We start from the raw sequence: 12,513 nt of genomic DNA, 5'->3' as shown, positions 1-12,513 counted from the left end.
GGCTAGCCAGCCGGGCTCCTGGGCGGTGCATCGATCCGGCATGCGACCGATCACACCGCGTTGGTCTCATCCCTCCACCGCAACAGGTCCCGGGCCCGTCCAAGGTCCGGGTGAGCCGCGGACATGCTGGCGGTGAACAGGCGCGTGCCCACGTCGTGCAGCCGCTGCGCGTTGCCGGCATAGTCCGCCCGCTGGTCCGGGTTGCGACCGGGCACGAAGGCGACGCCGGCGGACCGCTCGATCTCCAGGGGGTCGCGCCCGCGACGCCGGCACCACTCGTCGAGCACCCGGTGCTTGTGGGCGATGACGTGGTCGTCGCCGAAGCCGTGCCAGATCGTGGCGTGCTCGGCCACGATTCGCAGGGTCTTCCGCTCACCTCCGCCACCGATGAGGATCGGGATGGCGCGCGTCGGTTTCGGGTTGAGCCGTTCCCACCGCCGACGGATGAGGGGTAGGTCCCTGGCGAGATCGTCGAGGCGGCTCCCCGCGGTCCCGAACGCGTAGCCGTACTCGTCGTAGTCCCGCTGTGCCCACCCCGATCCGATCCCGAGGATGAGCCGCCCACCGCTCACGTGGTCCACGGTCCGAGCCAGGTCGGCGAGCAGGTTGGGGTTGCGGTAGGAGTTGCCCGTGACGAGGCAGCCGATCTCGACCCGCTCGGTGACCTCCGCCCACGCGGCGAGAACCGTCCATGCCTCGAAGTGGGCTCCGTCCCGGTCACCACTCAGCGGGAAGAAGTGGTCCCAGGTGAAGAGGATGTCGGCACCCAGTTCCTCGAGTGTTACTGCGAGAGAACGGATTTGAGCCCACGTGGCATGCTGCGGCGGGATCTGGAAGGCGACCCGCGCCGGCCTTGGGTCCGTCGCGCTGATCGGTGCCGTCTCGCTCATGCTTCCTCCACGGATGAGGCCGTATGCCGCTGGGCTGGCTCGGGTGCCCGGCCGCGGTCAGAGCGGAGCACGCGAAGGGTCGCGAGTGACGCGTCGGCCGCGTAGGCGACGCGAGTCCCGTGCCTGTGGGCTGTTCTCAGGGCTTCCACCGCTGCTGCCGTGACCTGCTCGCCGGGCGCCAGGACCGGGACTCCCGGCGGGTAGGGGGCGACGAGTTCGGCACAGGTTCGTCCGATCGCAGCCTCGATGGGGACCGACTCGTGCTGTGCGAAGAACGCCGTGCGGGGCGTCGTGACGACGATCGGGTCGACGTTCCAGGCGGCAGCAGGGACCACCGGCCGCGGTTCGCCACGGTGGCGTTCCAGAGCCGCGGCAAGGGCGTCGCCGAGCCGGCCGACGCTCACGTCGTCGTCGGCCACGGTAACGAGCGCGACGATCGTGTCGCGGTCGGCCATCTCCACCGGGAGGCCCTCCGCGATGAGGTCCCGCTCGACCCGGACGCCATCCGCTCCCGTCCCGCCCAGGACGAGCGTCAGCTTGGCGGGATCGACGTGCGGCCCGTCGAGGACCACGAGGCCCGGGATGTCCGAGAGCGTGGCCCGGGCGCGGGCCACGCGGTCGACGAGTGCCCCGAGCAGCTCGACACCGTCCCGGGCGAGCAGGGCCCGTGCCGCGTCGGCGCTGGCCAGGATGGCGCCGGCCGGGCTCGTCGTGTGGGTTGCCTCGACCGCCGCCTCGAGCCGCGCCGGGTCGATCCGGTCGGTCCGCGCCAGCAGGTAGGCGGCCTGAGACCACGCTGGCAGTGTCTTGTGCGCCGACGTCACGAGCGCGTCGGCGCCGAGGGCGAGCGCGTGCTGGGGGAGCGCGGGATGGAAGCCGAAGTGGGCCGCCCACGCAGCGTCGACGACGAGCGGCCTGCCGTGTCGGTGCGCCACGTCGGCCAGCCCTGCGACGTCGCCGACCGTCCCGACGTAGGCCGGGTCGCCGACGAGCACGGCGACCGCGTCCGGTGCCCGGCGGAAGCCGTCCTCCACCGCGGCAGGACTCACACCGAGGGGAAGGCCGGTTGCTGCATCGAGGTCCGGCCGGAGCCAGACCGGCTCGAGCCCGGCGAGGACGAGACCGAGGAGCACCGAACGGTGGAGCGTGCGCCCGACGAGGACCCGGTCACCCTCGGACCCGATGGCCAGTGCAAGCGCCTGGTTCGCATGGGTGGATCCGCCGACCGAGAAGCGGCAGACGTCGGCACCCCACAGGACAGCGGCCCGCGCCTCCGCGTCGGCGAGGACGCCGCCCGTCAGCTTCACCGTGTCGAGGCCGCCGTAGAGCGGGACGTCTCCGGCGATGACGTCACCCACGAGGTCGGTCCGGTGCTTGTGCCCGGGAATCGTGAAGGGCGCGGGCGGCTGCTCGTGGAAGCGCAGCCAGGCGTCGAGGAGGGGTGCGTCGCCACGCAGCCCCCGCGGATCAGTCGGCATCGAACCCCTCCGCCAGGGACGCGACGGCCGTGCCGATGGCCTCGGGAAAGGCGCGCACCTGGCGCAGGTCGACCCACTCGTCGACCGAGTGCAGCCCGCCACCTGACGGTCCGCAGACGAGAGCCGGGATCCCGCTCGCCTCGAAGAGCGGCGCCTCCATCCAGTAGGGCGCCGCGAACCGCGCACCTGTCCGGCCGGGGACCGTGGTGAGCCGTTCGTCGAGGACGGTCGCAAACGTCCGCGCCGGCCCCGCTGGCTGCAGCTGCCACGACTCCCGGGCGACGACCAGCCGCGCGGTGGCCGTGACCGTCGGGTCCTCGTTGCGCATCCGGGCCAGGAGCATCTCGACCTCCTCGAGGGCCGCCGCCGACGACTCTCCCGGAGCGGTCCGGCGCTCGACGGTCGCCGAAGCCCGATCGGCGACGGTGAAGGGCGCACTACCACCCCGGACCACGCTGACGAGGAGCTCGCCACCGCGGGCCCGGATCGGCTCCCGTGCGGCCGCGACGGCGCCCAGGAAACGTCCCAGCTGCGCCACCGCGTCGACCCCCTCGTCCGGCTGGGACGTGTGCGCAGCGCGTCCCGCGAACTCGACCTCGACGACGGCGAAGCCCCGGAGGCTCACGGTGAGGTCGAGGTGGCTGGGCTCGGCGACGAGCGCCAGGTCAGGCCGGAGACCGGTGACCCCCAGGTGTGCGAGCACCGTCTCGGTGCCGAGACTCCGGTCCTCCTCGTCCGCCACGAGCGCGAGCACGACGGAGCCGCGCGCACGCCGTCCGAGCTCCTCGGCGGCGATGACGAGCCCGGCCACCCCGCCCTTCATGTCCGCCGCGCCGCGGCCGAAGAGACGGTCACCGTCGATCCGCGGGCGGAACGGCTCGGCCATCCCGTCGACCCCGACGGTGTCGACGTGTCCGTTGAGCAGGAGACAGGGACCGGGCGCCGAACCCGTGTGCCAGGCGAGCAGGCTCGGTCTGTTTGGAAGGCCATCCGGTGTCACGACCAGCGTGGAGAACCCGGCCCGCTCGACGCGATGCCGCAGGTGCTCGACGATCGCGGCCTCCCCGCGCGCCCCGTCGGCGAGGCCCGGATTGACGGAGTCGATGGCGACGAGCTCCCCGAGCAGCTCCACCGCCGCGTCACCGAGCTCTCCAGCGGGCCGGGCCAGGACGCGGATCCAGTCCCACGGTGTGCCCGGGTCCACCTCGAGCGCGACGACGTCGAAGCCACACTCACCGACAAGATCTCGGAGCGGCTCCGGCTGCCAGTACTGGAAGAAGCGCGGTACCCCGAGCTTGTGCGAGCTCCACTCCGATCCGTCGCCGATCTTGACGCTGAAGGCCAGCAGGCCACCGGGCAGCAGTGCTCCCCGGATCTTCGCCAGGACACGGCGGAGCTCATCGGGCTGGAAGTGGAGGAGGACAGCGTTCGCCAGCACAGCGGCATACGGCCCCTTGATCTCGTCGGTGAGGACGTCGAGGACGTCTGCCGCGTAGCCCCCCGCTCGTTGCATCTCGACGAAGGCGAGCGCGGCGTCGGTCCGGTGCACGCTGCGCCCACGCCGCTCGAGCGCAGTGGCGTCGCGGCCGTGGGCGCTACCGACCTCGAGGATCCGGCCAGGAGGCGCGTCCGCAGCGAGCCGATCGAGCCAGTCGTCCTTGGGCAGTCCCTGCGTCTGCTCGCGGTAGCGGTCAGCCTGAGCCTCGTAGGCAGCGACAGTCCTTGCGTTCGAGTCGGGTTCGCTCACCGGACGACGGTCTGGCCCTTGCCGATGACGACGATCCCGGTGTCCGTGACGTGGAAGCCGCGGGCCACGTCGTGCTCGTGGTCGAGGCCGATCTGCGCGCCCTCTGGTACCACGACGTTCTTGTCGATGATGGCGCGTCGGATCTGGGCGTGGCGGTGCACGTGCACGCCGTCGAGGATGACCGATCCCTGGACACTCGCGTACGAGTGGACGTGGACCAGCGGCGACAGCACCGACGCATAGATGTGGGCGCCGGACACGACGACCCCGGGGGACACGGCCGAGTTGAGGGCCTCACCGATGCGGTCGCCACTCCCGTGGACGAACTTCGCCGGGGGATAGGGCTGGTGCTGCGTGTAGATCGGCCACTCGTAGTTGTACAGGTTGAAGACCGGGTGGATCGACACGAGATCCATGTGCGCGTCGTAGTAGGAGTCGATGGTGCCGACGTCGCGCCAGTAGCCTCTGTCGCGGTCCGTCGCCCCGGGCACGGGCGTGTCCTTGAAGTCGTAGACCGCGGCGTCACCGCGAGACACGAAGTCGGGCACGATGTTGCCGCCCATGTCGTGCTTGCTCTCGTCGTTGTCGCGGTCGCGCGTCACCGCATCGATCAGCGCATCGGTCGTGAAGACGTAGTTGCCCATCGACGCGAGGATCTCGTGGGGGCTGTCCGGCAGTCCCTTCGTCTCCGTGGGCTTCTCGAGGAACGCGGCGATCTTGGTCGGGTCGTTGTCGTCCACCTCGATGACCCCGAACTGGTCGGCCAGCGAGATCGGCTGCCGAATCGCAGCGACGGTGCACCCGGCACCGGACTCGAGGTGCCGCTCGACCATGTCGCTGAAGTCCATGCGATAGACGTGGTCCGCGCCGACAACGACGACGATCTCGGGCTTCGCGTCGTCGATGAGGTTGAGGCTCTGGTAGATCGCGTCCGCGCTACCGAGGAACCAGTTCTTGTCGACGCGTTGCTGGGCCGGCACGGTCGTGACGTAGTTGCCCAGGAGGGTGGACATGCGCCACGTCTTGGTGACGTGCGCGTCGAGGCTGTGCGACTTGTACTGCGTCAGGACGACGACCTGGAGGAAGCCGGAGTTGACGATGTTGGACAGGGCGAAGTCGATGAGGCGATAGATGCCCGCGAACGGGACCGCTGGCTTGGCTCGGTCGGCGGTGAGCGGCATGAGCCGCTTGCCCTCACCTCCGGCCAGGACGATGGCGAGCACCTTGCGGTTCGAGTACGGGCTTCGTCGCGCCATGTCCACACCCTAGGCGGGAACGCCGCGTCGGGGGAGGCTTCTCCGGACCGGGCGCGTCGCAACCGTTGCGCGCCATGCCATTCCGTATGCCGCTGGGCCGGCTCGGCAGGGGAGGCCCTTTTCAGCCGGTATCAGCGCGTTCGCGGCTACGCTCGACCCGTGCGCGTCGACATCCTGAGCAAGGAGTACCCACCGGCGATCTACGGGGGAGCGGGCGTCCACGTGGCCGAGCTCGTGCGAGCTCTGCGAGCCCGGGGTGACCTCGACGTGCAGGTCCGGTGCTTCGGGGCACCCCGTGACGAGCCGGGGACGCAGGCCTACGGCGACCTGACCGAGCTTGCCGACGCCAACGCCGCGATCCAGACGCTCGGCGTCGACCTGGCGATGGCCGGTGACTGTGTCGGGGCTCAGCTGGTCCACTCGCACACGTGGTACGCCAACCTCGCGGGCCATCTCGCCTCTCTCCTCGGCGGCATGCCGCACGTCGTGACGGCCCACTCGCTCGAGCCGCTGCGTCCGTGGAAGGCCGAGCAGCTCGGCGGCGGCTACCGCGTCTCGTCCTGGGCTGAGCGCACCGCCTACGAGGCGGCTGCGGCCGTGGTGGCCGTCAGCGCCGGCATGCGCGAGGACATCCTGGGCAGCTACCCGTCACTGGACCCGGGCCGCGTTCATGTCGTGCACAACGGCATCGACTCGCAGCTCTGGCAGGCGGACCGGACAGCGGAGGCGCGGGCCGTCGTCGAGCGCCACGACGTCGACCCGGATCGGCCGTCGGTCGTCTTCGTCGGTCGGATCACCCGGCAGAAGGGCCTGCCCTACCTCCTGCGTGCCTGCGCCGAACTACCGCCCGAGGTCCAGCTCGTCCTCTGCGCCGGGGCGCCCGACACGCCCGAGATCATGCGCGAGGTCGAGGGCCTCATGGAGAGCCTGCGGGCGCAGCGCGAGGGCGTTGTGTGGATCGCCGAGATGCTCCCTCGCGCGGAGGTCATCGCCCTGCTCTCGCACGGCACGGCCTTCGCCTGTCCGTCGGTCTATGAGCCGCTCGGGATCGTCAACCTCGAGGCGATGGCCTGTGAGCTGCCCGTCGTGGCTACAGCGACGGGCGGCATTCCTGAGGTCGTCGTCGATGGCGAAACCGGGTGGCTCGTGCCCATCGAGCAGGTCAGGGACGGCACCGGGGCGCCCGTCGACCCGGACCGGTTCGTCGCCGACCTCGCGGCTGCGCTGACCGAGGCGGTGTCAGACCCCGACCGGGCTCGGCAGCGAGGTCTCGCCGGACGTCGCCGCGCGGTCGAGTCGTTCTCGTGGGCGTCCATCGGCGACCGCACCCTCGACGTGTACCGCGCGGTTCTCGGCACGTGACACCATTCCGTATGCCGCTGGGCTGAGTTCCGACACCCGCTCGCTCCGCGACTCCAGGGACCCCAGAGAGGTCACCGATGATCGAAGCCCTGACCGGGATGGGCCTGTCCGCCGCAGCAGGGCTGAACGCCTACATCCCGTTCCTCGTCGTGGCCCTCGCCGCCCGGTTCACCGACGTCATCACCCTGCCGACCAGCCTGACGTGGATCGAGAGTGGCTGGGCGATCGGCATCGGCTCGGTGCTCCTGCTGGCCGAGATCGTCCTCGACAAGATCCCCGCCGTCGACACGATCAACGATGCCGTGCAGACCTTCATCCGGCCCAGCATGGGTGGGCTGATGGTCGCCGCGACCTCCGCCGCGGGGAAGGCAGACCAGTCGACCTGGATGGCCGACAACCCGTGGGTCGGGGTGGTCCTCGGCGTCGTCGTCTCCGGACTCGTCCATGCCGGCAAGCTGACCGTCCGGCCCGCCGTCGACGCCGGGACCCTGGGCATGGGCACCCCCGTCGTCTCGGCTGCGGAGGACTCAGCGTCGCTCGGTCTCAGCCTCATCGCGATCCTCGTGCCGGTTCTCGTCATCGCGGCGCTCATCATGCTCGCGATCGTCCTCATCGTGCTGGTCCGCACCGTGCTTCGGTGGCGACGCCGCCGTCGCCGAACCAGCGGCCCGGACCTGCGGGTCAGCTGATCAGCCGGCCCGTGAGGGCGTGCTCGACTCCGAGCAGCTCGGCCGGTCCACCCAGGATCTGCTGGAGCAGGTCCCGCGGCTTGGGGTAGTCGGGTCCCAATGCCTCGAGGTAGCGGTCATGGGCGGACAACGAGGCGACTGCGGCCTCGAAGTGCCCGGAGACGTCCACGAAGTGGGTAGGTTCCGGGTCGGCGGCGACGAGCAGCTGCCGGGCCTGCCACGGCTCGAGACCCTCGTCGACGAGCCCACGGTAGATCCAGCGGTTGCCCGCATCGGCCCTCGCGTCCAGGGTGGCGAGACCCACCGCGCGGTGGTCGGCCTGGTTGGCAAAGCCGCCGGGGAAGTAGGGGGCGAAGTTCGTCGCGATGATCAGGTCAGGCCGGCGGATCCGGATCTCGCGGGCGATCGCACGGCGCAGGGGGATCCCGTACTCGACGACGCCGTCGCGGAAGTCATCGAGGAACTCGACCACCGTCACGCCGACCTCCTCGGCGCCGTCCCGCTCCTCCTGCTCACGGACCGGGCCCGCCTCCTCCGGAGCCATCGTGTCGATGCCGGCCTCGCCCCTCGTCACGAGCAGGTAGGTCACCGACGTGCCGGCCTTGACCCATTTGTCGACCGCAGCAGCCGATCCGTACTCGAGGTCGTCGGGGTGCGCGGCGACACAGAGGACACGCTCGATGCTCGACTCGTCCAGGGGTTGGAGCTCGTGTTGTTCGGACATGGCCCCACTATGCCCGGCGCCACCCCGCCAGACTCATCACCGCGACGTTCGTGGCGTCGGCAAGGGCGTCGTCCGCGTCGGCGGCCAGGGAACGCACGAGCGACTCACGCCGAGCGCCCGTGCCCAGGTCCAGCCCGTCGGACCCGAGGCTGGCGAGCCGTCGGGCACGCTCGGCGAGCACGGCTGCTGTCGCTGCCAGCGACATGACCCGCAAGGCCCTGCCCGGGGTGTCGTCCGGAAGCCCCCACGGACGGGTGTCGAGGGCGGTCTCGGCCTCGGCTCTGGCCGACGTCCCCCACGGCGTTCCGCCCACCCGCTCGAACGCCTCCGTGTGCTCACCCAGGCGGCTGACCAGGGTCCGCTCCACATCGCGCAGGTCGATCATCTCCAGCCGATGCCTCGGCATGGGCTGCGCGTCGTGGGCGGACCAGTCCACCCGCCACCCGGTGTCACCCGACGGGCCGAACTCCGTGAGCTTCGGGACGAGCATGCCGCCGATCGACGGCACGAAGACGCACTCACCCGCCTCGGCAGCCAGCGCCGCGGCTGGGAGCGAGCACAGCGGCATACGGCTCATGTCTCCCGGTCGGGGGAGCGCGACGAAGAGGGCCCGTTCCCCGAGGTCACGCCACACGTCGAGGCGGCCGAGGTCGCCGGCAACGTGGTCGACGTCGGGGAGGGAACGGGCGAGGGCGGCACGGAGGGAGACCTTGTCGTTCCATGCCGCAGTGACCCACAGCGCAAGTCGCACGGACCCTGGGAGCTCGGACATCAGGCGCCATCGTAGGCCCGCGCACGGAGACAGGTGAGCCGCGCAGGGGACCTCCGAGGGCCCGAGGGGGTGGCATAGGGTCATGCCATGAGCGATGTCCTCGCCTTGGCCGGCGTGTCCGTCAGACGAGGCGCCTCGATGCTGCTCGAGGACGTGAACTGGGACGTCGAGGAGGGAGAGCGCTGGGTCATCCTCGGCCCCAACGGAGCAGGCAAGACGACGCTCCTGCAGATGGCGGCGGCCCGGCTGCACCCGACGAGCGGGGTGGCAGGAATCCTCGGCGAGGTGCTCGGGGCGGTCGACGTCTTCGAGCTGCGGCCGCGGATCGGCCTCGCAAGCTCGTCGATGGCCGAGCGGATTCCCGGCGATGAGCTCGTCGGCAACGTCGTCGTCACCGCCTCCTACGGCATCCTCGGCCGGTGGCGCGAGCAGTACGACGACCTCGACTACGTGCGCGCCATGGAGCTGCTCAAGGCGATGGGCGTCGACCACCTCGCGGACCGGCACTACCGCACGCTGAGCGAAGGGGAGCGGAAGCGGGTCCAGATCGCCAGGGCGCTCATGACCGACCCGGAGCTGATGCTGCTCGACGAGCCAGCTGCCGGCCTTGATCTCGGCGGCCGCGAGGACCTCGTCCGACGGCTGGGAGAGCTCGCCGCCGACACGGACGCGCCGGCTCTCGTCCTCGTGACCCACCATGTCGAGGAGATCCCGCCGTCGTTCACTGACGTGCTCCTGCTCCGACAGGGCCGGGTCGTGGCGGCGGGGCCCATCCCGATCACCCTCACGGAGGAAAACCTGTCCCAGACCTTCGGGCTGCCCCTCGTGCTCGAGCGACACGGCGACCGCTGGTCGGCCCGCGCGCGGACGTGACCAGACCGTTGCCTCACCCGAGTCCAGAACGACGGAACTGAGGCAGAATCGAAGACGTCACAGGTGTGACGCACGAGACGTCGCCCCGGCTGCGGGCGACACGGACAAAGGTCGGTGCAAGGTGTTCGAGGGTTACGTATGGATCGTGTGGCTCGGAGTCTCACTCCTGCTCGTCGCCGTCGAGGCCGCGAGCGGCGACTTCACGTTCCTGATGCTCGCCGGCGGTGCACTCGGAGGGTCCGTGGCGGCCGCCCTGGGAGCACCGGTCGCGGTCCAGTCCGTGGTCGCCGCCGTGACCGCGGTCGCGTTGGTCTTCACGGTGCGGCCCTGGCTGAAGCGCCGGTTCACGGGTGTGTACGAGCCGATGGGGGCCGAGGCCAACCTCGGCAGATCTGCGTACGTGCTCGACCGCGTGACGACCTCCAACGGACGGGTCAAGCTCGCCGGGGAGACGTGGAGCGCCCGCACGACGGGCGACAGCATCGAGCCGGGTGAGGAAGTCGTCGTCGACAGGATCGAGGGCGCAACCGTCGTCGTGAGCCGCGCCCGGATCCTGGGGAGCTGACTGCCGCCGGCTCCTGTTTCGCCAACAACGTCTTCTGCGGGCTCCGCCCGCAGCCAAACCCGCGCGACCGGTCAGGAAGCGCGATCACCAGAACAAGACAGGGAGTAGGTCGTGGACCCCGTACTCATCATCCCGGTGCTGATCGTCGTCGTGGCGCTCGTCATCGTGCTGCGCACGGTGCGCATCGTGCCGCAGCAGACGGCGCAGATCGTCGAACGCCTCGGGAGCTACAACAAGACGTTGACGGCGGGGATCCACTTCCTCGTGCCGTTCGTCGACAAGGTGCGCGCCAACATCGACCTGCGTGAGCAGGTCGTGACGTTCCCACCGCAACCAGTCATCACGTCCGACAACCTCGTCGTCAGCATCGACACGGTCATCTACTACTCGGTGATCGACGCCAAGGCAGCCGTCTACGAGATCGCCAACTTCATCACCGGCATCGAGCAGCTCACCGTGACGACGCTCCGTAACGTCATCGGATCCCTCGACCTCGAGCAGACTCTCACCAGCCGCGACCAGATCAACGGCCAGCTCCGTGGCGTCCTCGACGAGGCCACCGGCAAGTGGGGGATCCGGGTCAACCGGGTCGAGCTCAAGGCGATCGACCCACCGCACTCGGTGCAGGACTCGATGGAGCAGCAGATGCGCGCCGAGCGCAACCGGCGCGCGGCCATCCTCACGGCCGAAGGTGTCAAGCAGTCCGCGATCCTCACCGCGGAGGGTGAGAAGCAGAGCCAGATCCTGCGCGCCGAGGGCTCCGCGCAGGCGCGGATCCTCGAGGCGCAGGGCCAGTCTCGCGCCATCCAGCAGGTCTTCGGGGCGATCCACCGCGGCAAGCCGACCCAGATGCTGCTCGCCTACCAGTACCTCCAGGTCCTGCCGCAGATAGCCAAGGGGGACTCCAACAAGATGTGGATCATCCCGTCGGAGCTGACCGACGCCCTGCGCGGCATCGGGAATGCGCTCGGCGCCAACGAGGCCAGGGAAGCCCTGGCTGTGGACGAGTTGTTCGAGCAGAGCCCGCCCGAGGACGACGCCTTCGCCGAGACGATCCTCGAGGACCCGGCGAAGGCCCTTGCGGAGGCACGCGGCCAGGCGGCGATGGCCAGCGCCGAATCCACCGAGCACGCGGCGCCCGTGAGTCGCCAGCAGCCACCCATCCGGCCTCCTGCCGACCAGGTGCCTCCCGCTCCCTCGACGCCGCCCCAGCAGGTGACGCAAACGACGAACCCGACGGCAGTGGACGGCGATGGCGCGGGGCCGGCCGCTCCCGACGCGCCGCAGAATGCGTCGCCCTCGACGGACCTGCCCGAGGACGGAGACGGCTCGCCCGCTCGCTGAACGGACCACGGAGCACCCGGCCACCCGCGTCGCTAGGGTGGCCGGGTGTCGTTCTGGTCAGCCGTCGCCATCGCGCTGGCCGGGACCGCCGCGGGCATGATCAACACGATCGTCGGCTCCGGCACGCTCATCACCTTCCCGACGCTGCTCTTCTTCGGCGTCAACCCTCTTGCGGCAAACGTGTCGAACACGGTGGGTCTGGTGGCGGGCGGCGCGAGTGGCGCCTGGGGATACCGACACGAGCTGACAGGGCAGGCACCCACGCTGCGCCGGCTCCTGCCGCTGTCCTTCATCGGATCCGTCATCGGCGCCACCCTGCTGCTCGTCCTCCCGCCGAGTGCCTTCAACGCCATCGTGCCGGCCCTCATCGGCATCGCTCTCGTCCTCGTCCTCGTGGGGCCGCGGATCCAGGCCTGGGCCACCCGTGACCGTCATGAGCAGCCGGCCTGGCATGCGCCGGTGATGGGCGCGGGCGTGCTCGTCGCGGGGATGTACGGCGGGTACTTCGGCGCGGCCCAAGGCGTCCTGCTCATGGGCCTGTTCAGCGCGCTCAGCGCCGAGCCCCTCCAGCGACTCAACGGGTACAAGAACGTCCTCGCGCTCGTCGTCAACCTCGTCGCGGCCGTGCTCTTCCTCATCTTCGCTCGACAGCACATCGACTGGCTGGTCGTCGTGCTCATCGCCGCCGGCAGCGCCCTGGGTGGGGTCCTGGGCGCCAGCGTCGGGCGACGACTCCCCCCGAAGGGCCTCCGGGCCGTCATCGTCGTCATCGGCCTCGTCGCGATGGTCAAGCTGATCTGGTTCCCGTGATGG

At 70.4% G+C, this 12,513-nt stretch carries 12 protein-coding genes; 6 read left to right on the top strand and 6 right to left on the bottom strand.

The window, feature by feature from the left end; genetic code table 11:
• Positions 1-50: 50 nt before the first annotated feature.
• From VIR15_RS09985 to glgC, 4 genes are read right to left on the bottom strand one after another with little or no spacing between them, the layout of a single operon-like run.
• Positions 51-890, bottom strand: coding sequence for an LLM class F420-dependent oxidoreductase (locus VIR15_RS09985; protein WP_331927327.1), 840 nt, complete (start codon positions 888-890; stop codon positions 51-53).
• Positions 887-2,368 (bottom strand): aminotransferase class I/II-fold pyridoxal phosphate-dependent enzyme, encoded by a 1,482-nt coding sequence (locus tag VIR15_RS09980; protein ID WP_331927326.1) that lies wholly within the window; start codon positions 2,366-2,368, stop codon positions 887-889. The genes VIR15_RS09985 and VIR15_RS09980 overlap by 4 nt, the downstream gene beginning before the upstream one ends.
• A complete protein-coding gene (locus tag VIR15_RS09975) occupies positions 2,358-4,115 on the bottom strand; it encodes a M20/M25/M40 family metallo-hydrolase (RefSeq protein WP_331927325.1) in 1,758 nt (585 codons plus the stop codon). Before VIR15_RS09975 ends, VIR15_RS09980 begins: the two co-directional genes overlap by 11 nt.
• The gene (gene glgC / locus VIR15_RS09970) at positions 4,112-5,371 is read right to left on the bottom strand and encodes a glucose-1-phosphate adenylyltransferase (protein ID WP_331927324.1); all 1,260 of its coding nucleotides are present in this window, start codon (positions 5,369-5,371) and stop codon (positions 4,112-4,114) included. The genes VIR15_RS09975 and glgC overlap by 4 nt, the downstream gene beginning before the upstream one ends.
• A 159-nt stretch (positions 5,372-5,530) precedes the next feature.
• Here glgC and glgA point away from each other — a divergent pair, with 159 nt between their 5' ends.
• Together glgA and VIR15_RS09960 are read left to right on the top strand one after the other, a co-directional pair.
• Positions 5,531-6,733 (top strand): glycogen synthase, encoded by a 1,203-nt coding sequence (gene glgA / locus VIR15_RS09965; RefSeq protein WP_331927323.1) that lies wholly within the window; start codon positions 5,531-5,533, stop codon positions 6,731-6,733.
• A 77-nt stretch (positions 6,734-6,810) separates the two neighbouring features.
• Complete coding sequence (locus VIR15_RS09960; RefSeq protein ID WP_331927322.1) at positions 6,811-7,422, top strand: DUF4126 domain-containing protein; 612 nt, start codon at positions 6,811-6,813, stop codon at positions 7,420-7,422.
• Here VIR15_RS09960 and VIR15_RS09955 read toward each other — a convergent pair.
• Positions 7,415-8,146, bottom strand: coding sequence for a PIG-L deacetylase family protein (locus VIR15_RS09955; RefSeq protein ID WP_331927321.1), 732 nt, complete (start codon positions 8,144-8,146; stop codon positions 7,415-7,417). The genes VIR15_RS09960 and VIR15_RS09955 overlap by 8 nt on opposite strands.
• Positions 8,147-8,153: 7 nt before the next feature.
• A complete protein-coding gene (locus tag VIR15_RS09950; protein ID WP_331927320.1) occupies positions 8,154-8,918 on the bottom strand; it encodes an Rv1486c family protein in 765 nt (254 codons plus the stop codon).
• Between the two features lie 87 nt (positions 8,919-9,005).
• Here VIR15_RS09950 and VIR15_RS09945 point away from each other — a divergent pair, with 87 nt between their 5' ends.
• From VIR15_RS09945 to VIR15_RS09930, 4 genes are all read left to right on the top strand, one after another.
• Complete coding sequence (locus tag VIR15_RS09945; RefSeq protein WP_331927319.1) at positions 9,006-9,791, top strand: ABC transporter ATP-binding protein; 786 nt, start codon at positions 9,006-9,008, stop codon at positions 9,789-9,791.
• Between the two features lie 121 nt (positions 9,792-9,912).
• The gene (locus VIR15_RS09940; protein ID WP_331927318.1) at positions 9,913-10,356 is read left to right on the top strand and encodes an NfeD family protein; all 444 of its coding nucleotides are present in this window, start codon (positions 9,913-9,915) and stop codon (positions 10,354-10,356) included.
• A 111-nt stretch (positions 10,357-10,467) separates the two neighbouring features.
• Positions 10,468-11,700: an SPFH domain-containing protein gene (locus VIR15_RS09935; protein ID WP_331927317.1), complete on the top strand. Its 1,233-nt coding sequence runs from the start codon at positions 10,468-10,470 to the stop codon at positions 11,698-11,700.
• Between the two features lie 45 nt (positions 11,701-11,745).
• The gene (locus VIR15_RS09930; protein ID WP_331927316.1) at positions 11,746-12,510 is read left to right on the top strand and encodes a sulfite exporter TauE/SafE family protein; all 765 of its coding nucleotides are present in this window, start codon (positions 11,746-11,748) and stop codon (positions 12,508-12,510) included.
• The last annotated feature ends 3 nt before the right edge of the window (positions 12,511-12,513 follow it).

This window comes from Intrasporangium sp., from assembly GCF_036566125.1.
Taxonomy (GTDB): Bacteria; Actinomycetota; Actinomycetes; order Actinomycetales; family Dermatophilaceae; genus Intrasporangium.
The sequence above is the reverse complement of the archived record's forward strand: the minus strand, read 5'-3'. Positions and strand labels throughout refer to the sequence as shown.